This window comes from Methylomonas defluvii, from assembly GCF_033949435.1.
Taxonomy (GTDB): domain Bacteria; phylum Pseudomonadota; class Gammaproteobacteria; order Methylococcales; family Methylomonadaceae; genus Methylomonas; species Methylomonas defluvii.
In genome coordinates this window covers 35,127-57,446 of sequence record NZ_JAXARY010000004.1, presented here as the reverse complement: position 1 = coordinate 57,446, position 22,320 = coordinate 35,127, and the positions used below count along the sequence as shown (strand labels likewise).

At 51.7% G+C, this 22,320-nt stretch carries 11 protein-coding genes; all 11 read left to right on the top strand.

Annotated elements, in window-relative coordinates:
- The first annotated feature begins 4 nt into the window (after window positions 1-4).
- Complete coding sequence (gene pglX, locus QLH52_RS05750; protein WP_319960878.1) at window positions 5-3,565, top strand: BREX-1 system adenine-specific DNA-methyltransferase PglX; 3,561 nt, start codon at window positions 5-7, stop codon at window positions 3,563-3,565.
- 72 nt (window positions 3,566-3,637) lie between these two features.
- On the top strand, window positions 3,638-4,726 hold the full coding sequence (locus tag QLH52_RS05745; protein WP_482194186.1) for a PDDEXK nuclease domain-containing protein: 1,089 nt from the start codon (window positions 3,638-3,640) through the stop codon (window positions 4,724-4,726).
- Entirely contained in the window at window positions 4,719-7,268 is a 2,550-nt protein-coding gene (pglZ, locus tag QLH52_RS05740) for a BREX-1 system phosphatase PglZ type A (protein ID WP_319960876.1), read from the top strand. The genes QLH52_RS05745 and pglZ overlap by 8 nt, the downstream gene beginning before the upstream one ends.
- Window positions 7,269-7,280: 12 nt before the next feature.
- Complete coding sequence (gene brxL / locus QLH52_RS05735; protein WP_319960875.1) at window positions 7,281-9,380, top strand: BREX system Lon protease-like protein BrxL; 2,100 nt, start codon at window positions 7,281-7,283, stop codon at window positions 9,378-9,380.
- The gene (locus QLH52_RS05730; protein ID WP_319960874.1) at window positions 9,373-11,949 is read left to right on the top strand and encodes an AAA family ATPase; all 2,577 of its coding nucleotides are present in this window, start codon (window positions 9,373-9,375) and stop codon (window positions 11,947-11,949) included. Before brxL ends, QLH52_RS05730 begins: the two co-directional genes overlap by 8 nt.
- Before the next feature lie 198 nt (window positions 11,950-12,147).
- Window positions 12,148-13,404: a metallophosphoesterase family protein gene (locus QLH52_RS05725; RefSeq protein ID WP_319960873.1), complete on the top strand. Its 1,257-nt coding sequence runs from the start codon at window positions 12,148-12,150 to the stop codon at window positions 13,402-13,404.
- Window positions 13,405-13,411: 7 nt separating this feature from the next.
- Window positions 13,412-16,870, top strand: coding sequence for an AAA family ATPase (locus QLH52_RS05720; RefSeq protein ID WP_319960872.1), 3,459 nt, complete (start codon window positions 13,412-13,414; stop codon window positions 16,868-16,870).
- Between the two features lie 587 nt (window positions 16,871-17,457).
- Window positions 17,458-19,344, top strand: a complete 1,887-nt coding sequence (locus tag QLH52_RS05715; protein ID WP_319960871.1) for a KAP family P-loop NTPase fold protein — start codon at window positions 17,458-17,460, stop codon at window positions 19,342-19,344.
- Window positions 19,344-20,210 carry a Qat anti-phage system associated protein QatB gene (qatB, locus tag QLH52_RS05710; protein WP_319960870.1) on the top strand — a complete coding sequence of 289 codons (867 nt, stop codon included), beginning with the start codon at window positions 19,344-19,346 and terminating at the stop codon, window positions 20,208-20,210. Before QLH52_RS05715 ends, qatB begins: the two co-directional genes overlap by 1 nt.
- Window positions 20,207-21,472: a Qat anti-phage system QueC-like protein QatC gene (qatC, locus tag QLH52_RS05705; RefSeq protein ID WP_319960869.1), complete on the top strand. Its 1,266-nt coding sequence runs from the start codon at window positions 20,207-20,209 to the stop codon at window positions 21,470-21,472. Before qatB ends, qatC begins: the two co-directional genes overlap by 4 nt.
- A complete protein-coding gene (qatD, locus tag QLH52_RS05700) occupies window positions 21,469-22,209 on the top strand; it encodes a Qat anti-phage system TatD family nuclease QatD (protein WP_319960868.1) in 741 nt (246 codons plus the stop codon). The genes qatC and qatD overlap by 4 nt, the downstream gene beginning before the upstream one ends.
- Window positions 22,210-22,320 lie beyond the last annotated feature (111 nt).

Below are 22,320 nucleotides of genomic sequence, written 5' to 3'. Positions count from 1 at the left end.
AAGGATGGAAACTACCAAACTACGCCGCTTTGCCCAATATGCCCGCCGCAGCCTGATCGAGCAGGTATCGGCCAAGCTCAAATTAGTATTGTCTGAAGATAGCGCTGCTCGGCGTGAAAGTGTGGAAGCGGTCAGAAAACTGGAAGATGCGATCCATCTCCTGGGTAAAGACCAGGTCATCGAGCGGGTCGCCTACATTTGGTTCAACCGTTTCTGTGCTCTGCGCTTCATGGACGTGAACCGCTACAATCGCGTCGGCATCGTTTCGCCTGCCGATCCTGGACAATTCCAACCCGAGATTCTGGCCGAAGCCAAGATGGGCCATATCGATGACGAGATGGTGCATGATAAGGTGCGACAGCAAATCTTTGCGTTACTCGATGGCAAAGCGCCCAGCCGTGATCCGCAAGGCGAGGCCTATAGGCTATTGGTAGTCGCCGCTTGTAACTCCTGGAACAAGGCCATGCCGTTCTTATTCCAGCGTATCGAAGACTATACCGAATTGTTGATGCCGGATGATTTACTCTCGGGCAACTCCATCCTTGCCTATACCCGCGAGGCGATGACACCCGATGCCTGCGAGGACGTCGAGGTGATTGGCTGGCTCTACCAGTTCTACATCTCTGAGAAAAAGGACGAGGTATTCGACGGGCTGAAGAAGAACAAGAAGATCACACCGGAAAACATCCCCGCCGCCACCCAGCTGTTTACCCCACACTGGATTGTCCGCTACCTGGTGGAGAACTCGCTCGGTCGTTTGTGGCTGCTCAACCGTCCCGGCTCGAAACTGGCCGAGCAAATGGACTATTACATCAAACCCGAACAGCCCGAGACGGACTTCCTGCGCATCAGCAAACCGGAAGAAATCAAAATCTGCGATCCGGCTTGCGGTTCCGGCCACATGCTCACCTATGCCTTTGACTTGCTTTACGCCATCTACGAAGAGGAAGGTTACGAGCCTGCCGAGATACCGGAGAAGATTCTCACTCACAACCTATACGGTATCGAGATTGATGAACGTGCCGGCGAACTGGCCGCCTTCGCGCTAACCATGAAGTCCCGCGCCAAGCATCGCCGATTTTTCAACAAAGAGGTCAAACCAAATATCTGCGTACTTCAGAACATCGACAGTATTACGCATGAACCAGAGTGGCTCAAAACTTTGGAAGCGATGCAAAACAGTGGTGTTGACAGAAGCAGCTTGATCCAAAATATCACCCTATTTGCTGAAGCAAACAATTTCGGCTCTCTGCTTCGACCAACCCTGACAACCGAGCAGGCTCAAAAAGCAATCGCTGCGCTGACGGCCTACGATGAATCAGTGAAAACCCCAATGATCGGACATCGGGAGCTTATCGATCAATGTAAAACAGCTTTGCTTCAAGCTGATTATCTGAGCCAGAAATACCATATAGTGATTGCCAACCCACCTTACATGGGTGGTAAAGGCATGAATGGACGAATGGCAGCCTGGCTTAAAGATAACTATACGGATGTGAAATCTGATTTATTTTCTGCCTTTATGGTCCGCAACACCGAACTGGCTTTGCCAAAAGGACAGCTCGGATTTATGTCACCATTCGTGTGGATGTTTATTTCGTCCTACGAGAAGCTGCGTACTTTTCTGATTAACCAGAAAACTATCACTTCGCTCGTCCAGTTGGAGTATTCAGGCTTTGATGGGGCAACGGTGCCAATTTGCACCTTCACGGTTGAGAATGCTCAACACCCAGATTTCAAAGGAGGCTATGTACGACTTTCAGATTTTCGAGGTTCGGATAACCAAGGGCCGCGAACGCTTGAAGCTATAAAGAATCACGACTGTGGATGGTTTTATCGTGCCTCTACTGTTGACTTCAAGAAGATACCTGGCTGTCCGATTGCTTATTGGGTGAGTGATAAAGTAAGAGAAATGTTCTCAAGTTCTGAGAAACTTGTTGGTGACGTTGCTAATCCAAATCAAGCCTTAGTAACTGGTAGCACAGATTTATACATAAGGAAATGGCATGAGCTTCCGTTCTTTAATATTGGCTTCGGTTGTAATTCGAGAGATGAATCAAAGACATCAAAAAAACGATGGTTCCCGTATAACAAAGGCGGTGATTTTAGAAATTGGTATGGCAATTTAGATCATGTCGTAGATTGGGAAAATGATGGTTATAAGCTGCAGACTACCTTGCATCCATCGGGGAAACGAATTTGGGCTCACAACTTCGTCCTTGATAGCATTTTTAACGAAGCGCTTGTCTGGAGCAAGATAACATCAGGAAAGCCATGTTTTCGCTATTCACCTGAAGGCTTTTTATATGACGACGCCTCCGGTGTATGCTCTTTCGAAAATGGAAAAAAAGAAGTATTGCTTGGTCTGTTTTGTTCGAAGGTTAACTACTTGATACAAAAGTTAATCAATCCTACGCTTAACATTCAACCTGCAAATCTACGCGCAGTACCATTACCAAAGAAAGAGTTGGTCGGAGTTAAAAATACTGTCAACCTCATTCTGAATATTTCCAAATATGATTGGAATTCCTATGAAACCTCCTGGGATTTTACCAGCCTGCCGCTGCTGAATCCCGACTATCGCCAGCCGACCCTAAAAGTCACCTACCAAAAACTCCGTTCCCACTGGCGGGAGATGACTGTTGAGATGCAGCGTCTAGAGGAAGAGAACAACCGCATCTTCATCGAAGCCTACGGCTTGCAGGATGAGTTGACGTCAGAAGTACCGCTCAACGAAATCACCCTGACCTGCAATCCACATTATCGCTATGGCAAGGACAAGAGCGAGGATGAGCTGGAGGCGCTGCTACTGGCCGACACCATGCGCGAGCTGATCTCCTATGCCGTGGGCTGCATGTTCGGTCGATACGCGCTGGATAAGCCGGGCCTGATTTTGACCAACCAGGGCGAAACCATCATGGATTACCTGAAACAGATTCCAGAGCCGAGCTTCCCGGCCGATGACGACAACGTCATCCCCATGCTCGATGGCGACTGGTTCACCGACGACATCACTGAGCGCTTCCGCCAGTTTTTGCGCGTAGCCTTTGGTGAGGGACACTACGAGGAAAACTTGAAATTCGTCGAGCAAGCGCTCAACGTAAAAGGTAAACGTGAGTACACTATTCGTGACTATTTCCTGGGCGAGTTCTATACCGACCACGTCAAGCGCTACAAGAAACGGCCCATCTATTGGCTGTTTTCCAGTCCTAAAGGCAGCTTCAACGCGTTGATCTATATGCACCGTTACCGCTCGGATACGGTCAGCGTAGTGCTCAATGACTATCTGCGCGAATTCCGCACCAAACTCACTGCCCATAAAAATCATTTGGAAGCGGTCAGCATCAGTGGCAGCGCCGCCCAGGGCGAGAAAACCAAGGCTCTAAAGGAAATCGAGAAGATCAATAAGATGATCGCGGAGCTGGAAGAGTACGAGCGCGAAGTACTCTACCCACTGGCTACCCAACAGATCGATATTGATCTGGATGATGGGGTGAAATTCAACTATGTCCAATTCGGAGCTGCATTGAAAAAGATTGTTGGCTTGGATGCACAGGAGGATTAAGGCATGACTAAGCCTCTTGCCGCAGCTGACTTCGCCACACTGGTAGCCACTATTGCCGAGATTCACCATTCCTTGGCCGAGCAAGCCGCGCGTGCCGTCAATGTAAGCCTGACTTTACGGAATTGGTTGATAGGCGCTTATATCCGTGAATATGAACAAAAAGGTTCTGATCGAGCCCAATATGGCGAAGCCTTGCTTGAACGCCTGAGCCAAACCTTGGCGCAAACCGGGACAGTTCGTTATCACGCGCGAGAACTGCGCCGATGTCGGGCGTTTTATCTGACTTACCCCGAAATTCGGGGGACACTGTCCCCTCAATTCACTGATCTGCCAGAGCTGGTTATTCCTGCGGTACCAGACGGCGTGGACTCTGCTTTTGCGGAAGTTCCAAATCGGGGGACACTGCCCCCCGAATTGGCAATTCCAGCGCAGCGGTTGGTCAAGTCATTATCTTTTAGTCATTTCGGCGAATTGCTTGCCGTCGAGGACCCGCTGAAGCGGCGCTTTTACGAGATTGAATGTCTGCGTGGTAACTGGTCGGTACGCGAATTGAAACGCCAGATTCACAGCCTTTACTACGAACGCAGTGGGCTTTCCACGGACAAAAACAAATTGGCCGACTATGTGCTAACTCAGGCGGAACACGCCCTGCCGGTGTTGAACGTTAGGGATCCATACGTTTTCGAATTCCTTGGTTTGAAATCCAAAGAGGTGATGTACGAGTCTGTACTGGAAGATGCCATTCTCGATAATCTCCAGGAGTTTTTGCTCGAACTGGGACATGGCTTTTGTTTTGAAGCCCGGCAGAAACGCATATTGATCGGCGACGAGCATTACTTTATTGACCTGGTTTTTTATCACCGCATACTGAAATGCCATGTATTGGTCGAGCTAAAGCTGGCGGAATTTAGTCATGAAAATATTGGCCAGCTTAATACCTACGTGAGTTGGTACAAAAAAAATATGACGCGTGATGGTGACAATCCACCGATTGGCATTTTGCTTTGCACCCATAAAAAACATTCGTTGGTCGAGTTTGCCCTGGCCGGGATGGACAATCAGCTCTTTGTCTCCAAATACCAACTAGAGTTGCCTAAGCGGGAGGAAATTGAGCGATTTCTTGCAGAGAAACTTGAGGAAGCGAGGGATATCAATGAGTGAAAACAAAATTGCCCTCGCATTGAATCGGTTGTTTGATAAGCATCGGATTGTGTTTTGGTTCGACGCCAAGCAGGAACTACGCGACGACTTTGAGGCACTTGCATTACCCGACATTGAGAAGCTAGAACTAATCAACAACGAGTACGCCATCAAATACCGGATATTGCGCGAGCAGCCTGAACAAAAATTCCTACTGTATCGGGATGGTCCGCAACCGGTCGACTTAGACAATTGGCTACTGGATGTGCAGTTGGCTCATGGCGAGTTTCGAACCGATCAAGCTGCGCTGTGGCTGTCAGAGCTGGAGCTTGGCTTCCAGTTTGTCGATTTGGTCCAAACGCATGCCGAATTCTTTCAAGCCATTAAGCGTAGAGATGCCCTCAAAAAGTGGCTGAAGCCTGACGACACCAACGGGCTGATTCGGTTGAAAATGCTAGCGGTCTGTGCTGGCAGCGAGGCGCGCATAGACGCCGTCATTGAAAATTTATTTCAGGAATTGGCGGATGGCCGCAACGATAAAAGCAAACTAATCGAACGCTGTGGATTGGATGTGTTTTTATGGGAACAGTTGTTACGAATCTACGATTACCATTCTCCAGAGAAAAGTCTTAAAGATTTTCTGATTCGGCTGTTTCATGACTGCTATGAAATGGAACTTGAACCCGGAAAATACGCCGACCTGAGAAAACGAGTCCACGGGGGGGAGAAATTACCTTCCCGGATGTCTCAAGACATCCAGGTTTTTATCAAACGCTGGAAAGATAGTCGACAATTTGAAACGGGTTTTGAAACGCTTTCTGCTGAAGTGGCTGAATTGCTGGGGATTGAGCAGGATCTTGCGAAGCGGGATTTTCGGCAATTGATCGAGCTGGATTACTTTCGTCTCATCGACCAAAAAATTATCAGCGATCTAGTCAAGGTAGTGGTTGAACGGACCGTTTCCGGCGGAGATGTAGCGTTATGGGTGCGCCGGCGTCGGCAGGGACACTGGTACAGAGAGTTTCGGCATTTATACGAGGCAATCGATTACGCCGCGCAGTTTATCAATACACTCGGTGAAGCCAATCTTACGATGGATGGTCTGGTGGACGGTGTGCAACGTTACAGCCGCTATTGGTATCAACTAGACCAGCTTTACCGTAAGTTCACATTTCATGTGCGAATGTCAGGTCAGGCGTCGCTGATGAGCATCCTGACCGAACAAATCGAAAATCTTTACACCAATAATTTTTTGCTGAAGATCAACGATTGCTTTCAGGCTTTTGTCGATGACGTCCAGGTTTGGAACGCCTCCCCGGTTACTTTGCAACGAAATTTCTTCGAACACTGGGTGCGACCGTTTTTGCGGAAAGATAACAAGGTTTGCGTGATCATTTCCGATGCTATGCGATATGAGATTGGGGATGAACTGCTCAGTCTTATCCGTCAGGAAGATCGCTATAGCGCAGAGCTTGAGGCCGCATTATCGATGCTGCCGAGTTATACCCAATTGGGTATGGCGGCGCTTTTACCAAACGAGACGCTTGCGATTACCGACAATGATACCGGCACGGTGCTGGTCGATGGGCAAAGTTCCCAAGGGACGGCCAGCCGTAGCAAGATTTTGCAGGCCTCACTCAATGGTCGAGGACAGGCTGTAACCGCTGAAGACTTTATGTCCATGAACCGTGATGACGCACGCGAGCTGCTCAAGGCTAACGATGTGGTTTACATCTACCACAATCGCATTGATCACACCGGCGATAAGATGCATTCCGAAGGGCAGGCATTTGAAGCCGCAGAGCAAACGCTTGATGATCTGGTTCGTTTGGTGAAAAAACTCGCAGCCGCCAACGCCAATAATTTACTGATCACTGCCGACCATGGATTCATTTATCAGCACCGTGTACTGGATGAAAGTGACTTTTCCAGCGTAGAGGCCGAGGGAGCCAATATTCTTTACCGTGATCGTCGCTTTGTATTGGGCAAGGGGCTCAAGTTATCACCGGCACTACACACCTTCTCACCCGCACAATTAGGCTTGGAAGGTAATGTTGAGGTTCAGATACCCAAGTCGATCAACCGCTTACGCCTTAAAGGTTCTGGGAGCCGCTTTGTGCACGGCGGAGCATCTTTGCAAGAAGTTGTTATTCCGGTGCTGAAGATCAATAAGAAGCGCCAGAGCGATGTCACTAGCGTTGAGGTTGAAATCTTGCGAGGAGCCAGTTCGGTTATTACCTCTGGCCAATTGGCGGTAACCCTCTATCAGTCTGGCCCTGTTACCGACAAAATCCAGCCCAGAGTGCTACGTGCAGGCATTTACACTGAGGCAGGAGATTTAATATCCGATAGCCATGAACTGACCTTCGATCTTAGCTCGGAGAACTCACGAGAAAGAGAACTGCAAATACGGTTTGTACTCACGCGTAAAGCCGATGATGCCAATGGCCAGGAAGTTATTCTTAAGCTGGAAGAAAAGCATGCCGGTACTTCACATTATAAAGAATATAAATCGCTTCGCTATGTGATGAGACGTTCGTTTACCAGCGATTTTGACTTTTAGGACAGGTGATAAATGAACCAGCTTGACGAGAAAATCAATACCCATTTCCCAGGGCTTGTCGTTCGAAAAGATCTCGTCAAGACCGTTAAGGGGAATGCGATCGTTCCCTCTTACGTGTTGGAATATTTGCTCGGCCAGTATTGCGCGACCAGTGACGAGGCAACGATTCAGACGGGTATTGAGACGGTCAAGGAGATCCTTCGCAAGCATTATGTCCATCGCAACGAAGCCGGCCTGGTGCGATCGACCATTAAGGAGAAAGGTCGCTACAAAGTGATCGATAAAGTCAGTGTCGATTTAAACGACAAGGCAAACGTTTACGAGGCAATCTTTGAAAACTTGGGCTTAAAAAAGGTCTTGATCGATTCAGGAACCATAAAGAAGCATCCTAAATTGTTAGTCGGTGGTGTTTGGTGCATTTGCGACCTTGAATATGATTTTACGGAAGATCAAAACGCATCGCCGTGGATATTGTCATCGTTAAAGCCCATTCAGCTTTCCCATTTCGACTATGACAGCTATATAGAAGCGAGAAAACAATTTACGACAGAGGAATGGATTGATGTTCTGCTCCAAAGCATTGGTTTAAATCCAGAAGTCTTTGGTCGCAGAAGTAAGTTAATCCAGCTTGTCCGCTTAATCCCATTTTGCGAACGCAATTACAACCTATTGGAACTAGGGCCCAAAGGGACGGGCAAGTCTCATATTTACTCCGAGTTTTCGCCCCATGCCACTTTGGTATCAGGTGGCGAAGCGACCCTGGCGAAGTTATTTATCAATAATACGACCGGCAAAATCGGCTTGGTCGGATATTGGGATGTTGTCGCCATGGATGAGTTTGCCGGAAGCAACAAAAAGCCTGACATTAAGCTGATCGATACGTTGAAAAACTATATGGCTAACAAGTCATTTAATCGGGGTACGGGGCCGCAAGGTGCCGAAGCATCCATGGTCTATATCGGCAACACTTCGCATAACGTTGCCTTCATGCTGAAGCACGAAAACCTTTTCATGGATTTGCCGGAGACTTACCGAAATTCTGATGGTCAGGCCATTTTGGACCGGATGCACTGGTTTCTTCCCGGCTGGGAAATGGAAAATTTGCGTAGCGAGATGTTTTCGGATGGTTATGGTTTCGTCGTGGATTATCTTGCCGAAGTCTTACGATCTCTACGTAATCATGATTATGCAGATCGCTACGCAGAGCATTTCTCACTTTCGTCTGATATTTCGACGCGTGACCGGGACGGCATCAATAAAACATTTTCCGGCTTGATGAAAATCTTGTTTCCACATGGAGGAGCTTCCAAAGACGAAATTGAAGAACTGCTGAAATTTGCAATTGAAGGTCGAAAACGCGTCAAGGACCAATTGATGCGGATCGATCAGACCTATGCCAAGGTCAATTTTGCCTATCTGGATTCCTCGCAGCATTTGTATCAAGTCACGACGCTGGAAGAACAAGAGTACCCGCATTATTATCATCGTTCGGTTGGCGACGGTAGTGACGAGGAGGAATTGATTCAATCAGAAATTCCCACTTCATCGGTTGAAAGCCCTTCGATATCGCCTCGGAATATTGCCGAGCCAGTCTTGAAAGAAAAACACCTAACATTTCAGGAAAACCAGAAAGGAATCTCATTCGATTCTTTATTTGGTCCCTATCTGGCGGGCGCTAACAAGATCACTATCACTGATCCTTATATACGGTTGTTTTATCAGCTTCGTAATTTTATGGAGTTTCTTGAAACCATCGTCAGGCATAAATCCGACGATGCTGAAGTTGAAGTTCATTTGATTACGACTGAGGACGATTTTAAGGGCGAGCAGCAGCGGGAAAGTCTGGATAAAATCGCCGAATCTTGTAGCGCGGTCGGCATCCATTTCACATGGGCATTTGACGAAACTGGGACGATTCATGCCCGGCACATCTTGACCGATCACGGATGGAAAATTTCATTAGACCGTGGTTTGGATATTTTTCAGAACTACGAAATGAAGGAAGCTTTTACCTTTACCAATCGCCTACAGCAGTATCGGGCTTGTAAGGCGTTTGAAGTGACGTTTATTAGTTGCGCGGAAACAAGACCAGTGGGAGAGTCACATGAGTGAGGTTTCGGCATCGATTACAAAGTGGTTTTCTGAACGGCCCAAATGGCTTCAAATTGCTGCCACTCGGCTTTTAGAGCAGACCGAAATTTCAGACATGGATGTTGCAGACCTTGCATCGCTTTGCCATCAAGAAGCAGAAGGAAAGCTTACCCAGGCAAACAGCTCTTTTCCGGCATCCGCATTTTCCCAAAGTACGGCTGGTAGCCTTCGCTTATGTTCTATTAGTGACATAGAGGGAGTAAATGCCCTTGCCCCCAAGAAGCCCCTCGAATTTGGCAAGGGCAACATAACCGTAGTTTATGGGCACAATGGATCGGGGAAATCAGGCTATGTCAGGCTGCTCAAACATGTTTGTGGTGCCCGTAACCTCGGAACTCTTCACCGCAATGTTTACAAGCCCCCTTCAGTCACACAAAAAGCCAGTATTGCATTTGAAAAGGACGGCGCAGCTCAGAGCCACACTTGGTTGGGGCAAGGCATTTGCGATGACCTCAGTAGCGTCGATATTTTTGACACTTCGTTCGGCCGGGTCTTTGTAAGCAGTGAAGATGAGGTAAGCTACGAGCCACCCGTATTGTTGTTTTTCAGTTCGCTCATAGAAGTGTGCGAAAAGGTTGCGCGTGCATTGGATACAGAGAGCAATCGGCACCAGTCCAAGAAACCGAATATGCCTTCTGATAAAAAAACAACAGTTGAAGGCATTTGGTACGACAGCATAAGTTTCAAGACAACACAACGAGATATCGACAAACATTGCTCTTTTGAAAGCAAGGACGAAACAGAGATCCAGAACCTTCAACAACGGCTCGCTGAACAATCGCCAGCTGAGAAGGCCAAACAACTTAAAAAGCAGAATCTGCACATCGATACGCTCGTTCAGGATGCCCAAAAATATCTGAGGCAACTGTCTGATCAAAATTGCCGACGAATAATTGCGGCCAAACAGAAATCGATTCTTAAGAAACTCGCAGCAGACACTGCTGCAGATAAGGTCTTTAGCAGTAGCCACCTGGACGGTATTGGTTCTGATGTTTGGAAAGAACTTTGGGAAGCTGCCCGGAGTTACTCAATTGCCGCGGCCTATAAGGAGCTCGATTATCCCAATGTATCTGATGACTCCCGCTGTGTCCTTTGCAATCAAACTCTAAGTCAGGACGCCAAGGATCGGCTCGTCTCTTTTGAAAGTTTTGTAAAAGGTGAACTGCAGCTAGCTTTCAAAATAGCGGATAAGAGATATAAACGCATATGTAAACTACTAAATGGACTAAACATCCCGATTGACCAGTTTTTGAAAACCAGAATTGATGCCACAGGTATCCAGCAAGAAGAATTTAAGACCCGGGTGACGGAATATTTCACGCAGTTGAAGGCCCGTAAAGATCAATTGGCCGGATTTGATTCCAACGAGGCGATTCCAGCCTCACCAGAGCCATCAAAGTGGGTTGAAGAGGCACGTTCCCAATCGAAGAACTTGGGCGAACTTGCAGCGCAATACGAAGAAGACGCGAAAAGTGACAACCGCGATGAGCTCAACAAAACGCTGAACAGCTTATTAACCAAAAAGTGGCTGTCTGAGCATCGTGAAGCCATTGAGGCGGAAATTAACCGTCTGAAGTTACTAAACCAGATCGAAAAAGCCAAGAAGTCGACCAATACCCTAGCGTTGTCAAAAAAGAAAGGTGAGTTGGCCGAAGCATTGATCACCGATGCCTTCTTACAGCGGTTCAACGCAGAACTGAAGGGGCTCAGCGCTTCGCATGTCAAGGTCGAGCTTTTGAAGTCAAAGGTCTCCAAAGGTCGGGTTCTTCATAAACTCCAGCTTCGCGGCGCTGCTCGGAATGCCTTGGCCGATGTGCTCAGCGAGGGTGAAAACCGAATCGTCTCTATTGCGGCATTCTTGGCTGATGTTACAGGTAAGAGCAGTCAGGCTCCGTTTATCTTCGACGACCCGATATCCTCGCTTGACCAAACCTATGAAGAAGCCGTGGTTAAACGGTTGATTGAGCTATCTCACGACAAGCAGGTTATCGTCTTTACTCACAGGCTTTCTCTATTGGGAACGGTCAAGCATTTCGCAGAAAAAAAATCCATAAAGCCAGATGTCGTTAGCATACGTTCTACTGACTGGGGGACCGGGGAGCCTGCTCCAATTCCTTTATCACAAGGTGAGATTAAATCTGCGTTGAACATACTTATGAACCAGCGCTACCAGGATATAAAGAACGCAAATGACAATGGCGAGTTCGAGTACGCCGAAATCCTCCTGAAATCCATTTGTAGCGATTTTAGAATACTTGTGGAGCGCTCTATTGAAAATGACCTGCTCTGCGGTGTTGTGCAACGTTTTCAGCGCCCAGTTATGACCCTTAAGCTGAAGGAGTTGGCGAAGCTCAAGGATTCAGATTGCAATCTCCTAGATTCGCTTATGACAAAATATTCCGGGTTTGAGCATTCTCAACCGACGGAATCACCGATTGAGCTTCCTAAACCAGATGAGCTTCTTGCTGACATGGTTGCACTGAAAGAATGGCGGGAGGAATACTTGAAGCGCCCCGCCTCAGTTGCATAACATCATGAAAAACTTCATACCTCTGACTGACATAGGAAGAACTCTTTACGGCAGAAAACGTTAGGAGGAATTCGAAGCGTTTTTCAAATGTTGGAGTGAGTAATATTGCCTTTTCTGATGTTATTGATCGTTGGCGAAAGTAGTGTGGAAAATACACATCATTTAGTTTAGATACACAAAACAAAAGGGGAAAGGTCAGTGAAATTCATTCATGCCGCAGACATCCACTTGGATAGTCCATTAACTGGATTATCCGCATACGCCGATGCTCCGGTGGAAATGCTGCGCACGGCGACTCGCGATGCTTTTTCCAACCTGGTGACCGAAGCGATTGAGCAAGCGGTTGACTTCATGGTGATTGCCGGCGACCTGTATGATGGTACTTGGAAGGATCACAACACCGGCATTTATTTTTGCAAAGAAATGGGGCGCCTGAAGAAAGCGGGCATTCCGGTTTACCTGCTGTACGGAAACCACGATGCCGAAAGTGAAATGACCAAAAAACTGCAACTGCCTGACAACGTCTTTGCCTTCGATAGCCGCAAACCCAGCACGTTTCGTCTGGATAACCTCAAGGTTGCTCTACATGGCCGCAGTTTTAAGGAAAAAGAGACTTTAGAAAACCTCGTTACAGGGTATCCGGCACCGGTACCAGGCATGTTCAATATTGGTGTTCTACACACTGCGCTTGAGGGCAATGCGGCGCATGCCAGCTATGCCCCGTGTAGTTTGGATGAACTGCATGCCAAAGGCTATCACTACTGGGCACTGGGCCATGTGCATGAACATCAAATATGGGAAGGTGCTTCGACAGTGGTTTTCCCTGGCAATCTTCAAGGTCGTCATATCCGGGAGACCGGACCACGTGGCGCCGTGAAGGTGACGGCAGACGGGCAGGGCATTCAGGACATTCAGCGCCTGTTCGTCGATGTTCTGCGCTGGGCCTGTCTTGACGTCGATGTCACCGAGTGCAAAATGCTATCGGAAGTAGTGTCAATGATAGGCAAAGCCCTCGACGAACTGGTAGAAAGCAGCCCGTCGACCATTCCTATAGCTGTTAGAGTCACCGTCACCGGCAAAACAGCCGCTCACGGTGATCTTTTCGGGCTGGAGTCGCAACTGCGCGCCGAAGTCTTAGCCTTGGCCGTCGCCATGGGGGCGGAGCGACTTTGGATTGAAAAGGTGAGGGTGGCCACTTCGGCGGCAGATGAGGGCAAGGCGCTACGAGCACGTGCCGATGCGCTATCCGATTTACAGGACCTGCTGCAGGCCGCTGAATCAGATGCCGACTTTCTTAAAAGCCTGCAAGACGAGCTGCTGGGCTTGGTCAACAAAGCGCCCCTGGAATTACAAACGAGCGTCCCTTACTTTAAAGCCATCCGTGCAGGGGAGTTAGTGGACTTGGTTCGCGAAGTCCGTCCGGGGCTGCTATCTCATTTAGCCAAGGTGGAGTGAACTGACGATGCGATTCCACCGCTTAGACCTGATCAAATATGGCAAATTCTCTGACCGCTCGGTTGAGTTTCCCGTGGCCAAACAGGACTTTCATCTGATTGTCGGACCCAACGAGGCCGGCAAGTCCACTTTGCGGTCCGCCATTGTTGATTTGTTGTTTGGTATTCCTTCGCGTTCCGTTCATAGTTTTCTGCACCCGCTTAACGAATTGCGCTTAGGGGCCTACATTAGCAATGCCGCAGGTACGCTTGAATTTCAGCGCGCTAAAGCGCAAAAACAAACCCTGCGCTCGCCAGTGGATGCTATCTTGTCGGATTCCGCGCTGACACCGTTCCTTGGGACTTCGGATAGAAGTTTCTTTGACCAAATGTTCGGTCTTGACCATACCCGCTTGGTGTCCGGCGGCAATAGCATCCTCAATGCCGAGAACGACGTGGGTCAGATACTGTTTCAATCGGCCGCCGGCGTTGCCAGCCTGGGCAAAATTCGCGATGCGCTGGTCGCCGAGGCGGATAAGCTGTGGGCCCCCCGAAAATCCAATGAGCGGGCCTATTACATCGCTTCAGATCAGCTCGATAAGGCAACCACCGCGTTAAAGGAAGCTACTGTTCGCACTAAAGTCTGGGTAGACGCCAATAGTAAAGTCGAATCTCTGCAAGCAGCACTCAGTCATCAGCGCGAACGCCATCAGCAACGCCAAAGCCAACGTAATAGCCTGGAACGCATCCGTAGGCTAGCCCCGTTTCTGATAACGCTTAGGGAAAACGAACAGAAACTGGCTGAACTCGGCGAGGTGATAGAGCTACCGGCAGACGCCGCGGCCACTCTCGCAAGCGCAGAACGCGAGCTGGCTATCGCCCTTGAGCGTCTGGCACTGCGCAATGGCGAGGTTGAAAACCTCACGGAAGCGTTATCACACATCGAAGTAGACGAAGCCGTACTTGAACGGGCTGCCGACATAACCAAACTGGATAACCTCCGCCTGCAATACAGTGCCTATGAAGGCGATATCGGCCATCGAAAAAAGGAAATAGCCGTGCTTTGGCAGGCGGTTGGTCAGGCCTGCGCCCAGCTGGGTTGGGCCCAAGACACTGAAAGCGCCATTGCCCAGCGCCTACCCACACTGCTGGTACGCCGGGAACTCAGGCAACTGGTCCGCGACCGTGGCGGAATTATTCAGACTCTACGGGCAGCAGAACAGGCTGAAAAGACCAAGGATTCTGAAATCAAAACCCTATCAGCTCAACTGGCTGACTTGCAAATGGGCGAGATCAAGCCCGCGCTACGTGCGGCGTTAGCAAACGCCAAATCATTGGGTGACACCGAACTAGCCCTCCAAAAGCGAGAAGCCACGCTGACCAAGGCGAAATCAGCGTTGGACGGTTTATTGTTTGATTTGGGGCAATGGCGCAAGCCCTTACCTGAGTTAATGGCACTACAGCCGCCTAGCCAAGAAAAACTAACCCGTTTGATGCAAGAGCGGCAGGCCCTTATTGCAGATCGAAAAGCAGACTTACTGCGACTAAAAAATCAAACCGCCGAGGTTGCCCGGATTGAATTGCAAATGGCCCAGTTTAAAGCACTGCATCATCCCACGACACTGGAGGCGGTGATTGCAGCACGGACTGAACGCGATACAGCGTGGGAGGCGATTAAAACGGGTGAGATTGATCTGAAACGTGAGGGGCACACATTTGAGGAGAAGATGACCCATGCCGACCAAGTAGCCGATAGGCGGCTCGACGATGTCGAAGAAGCAACCGAACTGCAAAGCTTGAATCAACTGCTGGAACGCGAGCAGCAGAGCCTAACGCTGATCGAAAGTCAATGTTCACAATGGGCAGACGATCTTCAGCGGTTTGATGACCGATGGGCACAAGCGGCAATCGGCATGGATTTGGCCGGCATGCACTTAGAGGACATGGGTGCCTGGCTGCTTAGGCGGGAGAGGGCGCTGTCTGCTGGTATTGCCTATCAAGAGGCACAGAGTGACGTGGAGTCATTGTGTCAATCAATTGCCGCATCCAGATTATCCCTCGCCAAGGCCTTACAAGAAGCCGGGCTGCCTGTGGTCGAGACCGATAGTTTGTCTGTCCTGTGCGTTCAGGCAGAACAGCATATCCAAGCCATCGACAGTGCTAAAATTCGGCACGAAACCTTATCGGCTCAATTACTTGCCGCGCAGTCACTGGCCACAACGTTAAAGCAAACTACTGAGGAAGCGAAAGTGGAGGTAAGCCGCTGGTCTGAGACCTGGTCTACGACGCTCACCAAGACGGGGTTATCCCCTGACAGCGATACTGGCACGGCGGAAGGCGCTCTTGAGCTCATTGAGCAAATCGCTGAAAAGTTAGACAAGATGCGACAGATTCAAGTCGAGCGTATCGACACCATGAATGCCGACCTGAAGGGGTTTTCTGTTGAAGCCAATCGTCTCGCGCAAATCATTGCCGCTGAGCTCAAAGATCAGCCGGCCGAGCAAATTGCTCTCACATTAGCCCATCGTTTAGATCGCGCCCGCGAGTCTTTTGCGGAACACAGTCGGCTTAAAGAAGCCCTGCGTATTGCAAACAGCCAGGTATTGGAAGCCAAGGAATCCAGTCAAACCGCCATGGCGAGTTTGAAACCGTTAATGGAAAAAGCAGGCGTCGACACCACGGCTTTGCTAAATGAAGCAATAGGTCGATCTGACGAGCAGCGCCGCCTAAATGCTGAGTTGGCAGAGGCTAAGGCTACTCTTCTCAATGGGGGCGATGGCCTAACGCGGAGGCAAATCGAAACGGAGATTGATGCGGCTAACCTAGTCCAGCTGGCCGCTGAACTCGCACATATCAACGATGAAATTGCTGATGCAGTGCAGCAGCAAACGACGCTTTCGGCTGACCATGCAAATGCCTTGCGGGCTTTGTCCGAAATCGGTGGATCAGACACGGCCACACAGGCGGAGGCCCAACGCCAAGAGGCGCTTGCGCAAATGTCGGATGCCGCCGAACGCTATGTCAAAGTTTTTACCGCCGGGCGCTTGCTCCGTTGGTCTATAGACCGCTATCGAGAAGAGAAGCAGGGGCCACTGTTACAACGAGCAGGTACGATCTTTTCGACCTTAACGTCTGGATCGTTTTGTAAGCTGATTGTGGATTTTGAACGAGAGCCGATGGTATTGGAAGGGCTGCGCTCCGATGGCAAGCTAGTCGGTATATCTGGTATGAGTGATGGGACACGAGACCAGCTTTATTTGGCACTTCGACTGGCGGCCCTAGAAATGCACCTGGAACAGGCCATGCCGTTGCCATTCGTCGCCGACGATCTATTTATCAACTACGATGATGTCCGATCAAAAGCGGGGTTTGAAGCACTTAAGGCATTGTCAGAACAAACCCAAGTTATCTTCCTGAGCCACCATGACCATTTGATTCCGACGGTGCAAGAGGTGTTTGGTAAGCAAGTGAATGTGGTGTGTTTGTGAGAATGGCCGCTTCATTAACAATCTCACTTGGACGAATCGTCGTAATCGACCCATTACTGACAACGGAACCTCCAAATCAGACGCCGAAAAGCGGCCGGTCAACGTTCGAGGTTAGACGCAAAGTGCAGCATGCTGCACTTTGTCGGCTAGACAGGGTGTAGGTGAAAGGGCATAATTCACGAGGCCTGCTACCCTGGGCCCTGCGTCGGCTGCGGCTTGACTTTGACCGGCCGCTAGGTCGCACCAGTTTCTGCAAACTGCTCTTCTGCTTGCGGTACTCCTCCATGAGCCCGTCGAACAAACGTCCTAGTGCTCCGATCAGCTCAGCGTTGATGGGCTTGAACTCCGTCTTCCGGCGCGCGGTGTACTTTTTGATCAACTGGCTGCGGACATACACCAAGTTTCGATACGGAATCTTACGGTCGGTGCCCCAGATATCCGCTCGGAGAGAAGTGAATACGGGGGAAGGATTTTTCCATGCCGTTGGATCCAAACGGTTTTGCCTTATTACCCGGTGACAGGGTGCTACACTGCCCGCAACCGAATATAAGCTTGAGTCGCTACAGATAAAAGGGAGGTTGATTGAGATGTGGTCAGACAATGAAACGACCGTCGACTATTTAAATTTTGGCGTTGTAGCGGACGCATGCGCAAAGCTTTTGCAGCAGGCGAACGGAACGCCGATTTCGGTAGGTGTCTCTGGCGGCTGGGGTGTCGGCAAGACCTCGTTGGTAAGGATGATTGAATACCGTCTGAAACAGGCCGACACCCCGGGGACGAACTCCTACATCGTCGTCACCTTCAACCCGTGGCTTTATCAGGACTTCGAGGGCGCACGGGGCGCCCTGCTGCAATTGGTTGGCGACGAAGTTCTACGTCTAGCGGCTAAGAACGAGCCGCTGTTGAAGAAGGCAAAGCGCCTCCTCAAGCGCATCAACTTCCTTCGCCTCGCCCAGTTGGGCGGTGAAGCGGCCGTAACGCTTTACACGGGTGTGCCCGTCGGCAGCATCGGCTCAGCTGTCATGAAAGCTGCAGGGCTCTTCGGAGTTGGCGAGGACGACGATACCAAGGAGTCGGACGACGGAGAGGGCAAGAAGAAGGAAAAGGCCACCGACAAGGGAATGCCCAACGACCTGCTCAAGACGGCAGAGCCGGTCTCGTTGCCCAATGAAATTCAGGCGTTCCGCAATGCCCTCGAAGAACTGCTCGAAGAGTTGAAGGTTACGCTGGTCGTCTTCGTGGATGACCTGGACCGCTGCCTGCCCAAGACCGCCATCTCCACGCTGGAGTCGATTCGCCTTCTTCTCTTCCTCAAGCGCAGCGCCTTCGTGGTGGCGGCCGATAACGAGTTCATTCGCGGAGCGGTACGGGTGCACTTCGAGGGCACTGGTATATCCGGCGAAGTCGCAACAAATTACTTCGACAAGCTAATCCAGGTCCCGCTGCACGTTCCGCGACTCGGCATCAATGAAGCAAAGGCATACCTAGCACTACTGCTGATGGAGCGTGCCCATGCCGACGACATCTTCAACAAGAGCGGATTTGATGCTGCGAAGGAGTCTATCCCGAAGCGCCTGCAGACCAGTTGGAAGGGCGACGCCGTCACGTCCGAGTTCTTGCAAAGCCTTGTTGGCTCAAGTAACGCGCCCATGCTCGCATTGATGCAACTCGCTGAAGGTCTGGCGCCGTTGCTTACCCAGTCGAGCGCCGTGAACGCGAACCCGCGGTTAATGAAGCGGTTCTTGAACACGGTCTACCTGCGGTCGGCCTTGGCTGCACCTCAGGGCATCGACCTCGACATCCCGTCTCTTGCGAAATGGCACCTTGTCGAGCGGTGCGACGAGACGCTAGCCAACGCATTGGCCGCAAGGGTTTCGTCGGATGCCGACGGGCGAGTGCCAATCTTGCGTGAAGCGGAGGCCGCGGCTGCTGCGGGCCCCGGTACGCCCCTCCCAGAGCCATTCAAGGATGACCCTTTTTCGCGCGAGTGGTTGCAGCTCAAGCCATCGCTGGGCGAGGTAGACCTCCGGCCCTTGCTGCACTTGAGCAGGGACACTGCAACTCGGGACTTCGGCGCAGACAACATGACCGACGAAGGACGAGCGTTGCGCGACGCACTGGCCGCTGCGACGAATTCGAACGCGCCGCTAACCGAAGCAATACGCACTGCTGGCGCCATCCAGGCAGGTTTGGCCATGGGTAAAGCTTGGCAGTTGAAAGCCGCTAAACGGACTTGGCGCTCGGGCGAAGACGTCGTCCCACTCATCGAGCCCTGCAAAGTCTTTCCAGAACTTGCTGCGCAAGCCTCGGCGCTGTTGGCGGAAGCGCCGGTGGGGAAGGTCGGCCCTGGCGTCATTCCCCTTCTGTACGCGCAGACGTGGGCGCGTCCCACCCTCGACAAGTGGGAGTTGGACGCCTCAGTGGATAAGCCCACTAAGGCGGCCATCCAGCAATCGAAGAAGGGAGTCAGGTAGTGGGAACCTCAACGTCAAGCTCCGGTGGCAAAGCCGGCTCGCCGTTTGACCCGGAATGGCTGACGCCAGAGGCAGCGCCTGCCGGTAATGCCGGTGGCGGGGATGATGGTTCTGGAGAGGGGGGTGACCACAAGCCCGCTGACACGGGCACGGAAGCTGGAGCAGACGGACCGGCGGGTGCCGGCGAGCCAGCAACAGCTGATGAGGCTTTTGCCCCCAGTCGAAGGTTCGCCGAGGCGCGCTCCAAGATGTCCGCCGCCCTTGGCGGTGGCGGACGCGAGTCATTGCGCGCTGCGGCCAAGAGCATGGTTACCAATGGCATGGGCGGTGCGCGACGCGCGGCCTCCACAATGCGAAGCACAGCCCAGGGCGCAGGTGCCCTCGGGCAGTTCTTGGCCTCCGCCCGCGATGGGTCCGACCCGCAGGTTGTTGACTGGGTAAATCGTACGCGGACCGCGAATCTCGCTGCTGACGACCTCATCTTGGAATTGGTAAAGGAGGTCATGCCAGATACGGGCAGTGTGGATGACGAATCGCTGCGTAATGCCGCAGCCGAGGCGCTCGGACTGCTTTACGAGCTAAATCCTGGCATCGACGTATTCAATCTCACGGACGCGCAGATTCACGACGTTATGGCCATCACCATCGCCAACGATGTCTGCAATCGCATGGACCTGCAACTCGGGCAGACCTACGAGCGGCTGAGGCACGACCCGCAACAAGTCCAGCTGTTTCGGAAGGACATGCGGGAGTACGTTCAGTCGGAAGTTCGCGTCGTCATGGAACAACTCGGTGGAACAGGGCTCGACCCCAAACGGCTCTCCCGTGAAGTACTGCAGTCGGCAATGGAGGTATTTGCATCATGATTAAGGTGCTGTGCACGTCCGTCGATCACCTGCCAGCAACGCTCGAAGATGGCGAGCACACGTTCACACTGTTCAAGAGCGCAAAACGTTCTGGTGTTGGAACCATCGCACAGGGCTGGCGTGGTTCCTTGAAGCGAAAGGGTTTCACGCCGAGCGCCCAGGCGTGGGATTTCATACAGTTTTGTCTGTCCGTTTGCGCAGCAGACCTCTGTTGCCTTCGGAGTACCAGCTCTGATGGCTGGACGCGAACCATCGAGCTCACCGTCGCATTGCACGAGCCACTTTGGTGGGCGCCGTGGAAGGCTCATGCCGAGAAAATGTTGAAGGTACTAACCGGAGACTACTGGACACTCCACTTTGTGGAGGGCGGGGTTGCTCCTCCGAACGGAAGACCTCAGCCGCTGGCTCACGATTGTATCTCGTTGCTGTCAGGAGGCCTTGACAGCCTTATTGGGGGCATCGACCTGGTGGCCGCAGGGCGTCTGCCGGCTTTTGTCTCACAGCTGGCTCACGAGGATTCCGAGCGGCAACGCAGGTACGCTACGTTGCTTGGCGGCGGCGCCACCCACATGCAGTGGAGTCATGGCATCAGCTTTACCGGCCGCCGTGAGCCCTCGACCCGTGGAAGGTCGCTGGCATTCTATGGGTTCGCCGTAATGGCGGCGTCCAAGATTGTCGGTCGGCCTGTGCAGGTCTTCGTCCCCGAGAACGGCTTCATTTGCGTCAATCCGCCCCTCGTACCTGGGCGTGTTGCCAGTCTCAGCACCCGCACGACGCACCCGCTGTTCATCGCGAAGCTGCAGGAGTTGGTCGATGGTCTGGGCATCGGTGTGCGGTTCGAGTTACCGTATCGGTTCAAAACTAAGGGCGAAATGCTTCGCGAATGCGCGGACCAAGTCTTGCTGGACACCATCGCTTCAGATTCCACGAGCTGTGGCCGCTTCCGAACCTACAACCGCACGCACTGCGGGCGCTGTGTTCCCTGCATGATTCGACGGGGAGCGTTCCTCGCATGGGGCTCTGGCCGCGACAGGACTACATATGCCTTTCCGTCGCTGGCCGGTTCCGACAAGTCTAGCGGACCGGACGACCCGATGGCGGCAACCCTGGCAGTACTATCGGTGCGTGAACAAGGATTGGACCGCTTCCTTGGCGCCACGCTGGCATTTGCAACGCCTAGCGAGCGAGGTTCCTATCGGAGTGTGCTCCAAGCTGGTCTCGGTGAACTGGAGGCGTTGCTCCAAGCTGACGGACTGCTATGATGGATTTTCACTGCCACCTGGATCTCTACCCTGGAGCAAGGGAGGTTTATCGCGAAGCCGCTCGGCGCAATGAGTTCACCTGGTTGGTGACCACGAGTCCAAAGGCGTTTGCGGCTACGTCGAGTGCGCTCGAGCCCTTGCCCTCAGTACTCATCACACCTGGACTCCATCCCGAGATTGCCCAAGAGCGCGCCGCAGAACTGGACCTACTGCTGGAGCAGATTGCTAGGGTCAAGGCGGTGGGTGAGGTGGGCCTTGATGGATCGCCTCGCTTCAAAGTTCACTACGAAGTCCAGCGCAGGATTTTCGGCGCCGTCATAGCACGTTCCGCGGAGCTAGGTGGAAGAACTCTTAGCGTCCATTCCCGCTGCGCCGTCAGAGATGTTTTGGCCGAGCTTAAGCGACACCCGAATTTCGGAACTGTGGTCATGCACTGGTTCTCTGGGAGCTTGGCCGAACTGAAGGCCGCCGCAGCGCACGGGTGTTGGTTCAGTATCGGTCCGGCGATGTTTGAGTCTGCAAATGGTCGAGCTTTGGCAGCGGCGATGCCGCGCGACCGCGTTGTGCCTGAAAGCGATGGGCCTTTTGCGAAGGTCGCTGGCAAACCAATCATGCCTTGGAACGCCATCCGAACCGCCGAAGGCCTAGGCCCGCTGTGGGGCCTTTCAAATGACGAGGCTGCTGAAACTCTTGCCCGAAACGGATGCACACTCCTGCGCACAATGGACCGGGGCTAAGCACCCCTCTGCAGACCACCTCTCGCACCTAGCTTCTATTCGATTCCTCCTAGACGAAGCCCCGACCTTCACGTCTGAGACGTCCAAAGTGCACCGAGCCGACTGGAACGG

What these genes read in the sequence shown, in the direction of transcription:
- pglX (WP_319960878.1), top strand. Translation starts at nt 5, where the DNA reads ATGGAAACTACCAAACTACGCCGCTTTGCCCAATATGCCCGCCGCAGC.
- pglZ (WP_319960876.1), top strand. Translation starts at nt 4,719, where the DNA reads ATGAGTGAAAACAAAATTGCCCTCGCATTGAATCGGTTGTTTGATAAG.
- brxL (WP_319960875.1), top strand. Translation starts at nt 7,281, where the DNA reads ATGAACCAGCTTGACGAGAAAATCAATACCCATTTCCCAGGGCTTGTC.
- QLH52_RS05730 (WP_319960874.1), top strand. Translation starts at nt 9,373, where the DNA reads ATGAGTGAGGTTTCGGCATCGATTACAAAGTGGTTTTCTGAACGGCCC.
- QLH52_RS05720 (WP_319960872.1), top strand. Translation starts at nt 13,412, where the DNA reads ATGCGATTCCACCGCTTAGACCTGATCAAATATGGCAAATTCTCTGAC.
- QLH52_RS05715 (WP_319960871.1), top strand. Translation starts at nt 17,458, where the DNA reads ATGTGGTCAGACAATGAAACGACCGTCGACTATTTAAATTTTGGCGTT.
- qatC (WP_319960869.1), top strand. Translation starts at nt 20,207, where the DNA reads ATGATTAAGGTGCTGTGCACGTCCGTCGATCACCTGCCAGCAACGCTC.
- qatD (WP_319960868.1), top strand. Translation starts at nt 21,469, where the DNA reads ATGATGGATTTTCACTGCCACCTGGATCTCTACCCTGGAGCAAGGGAG.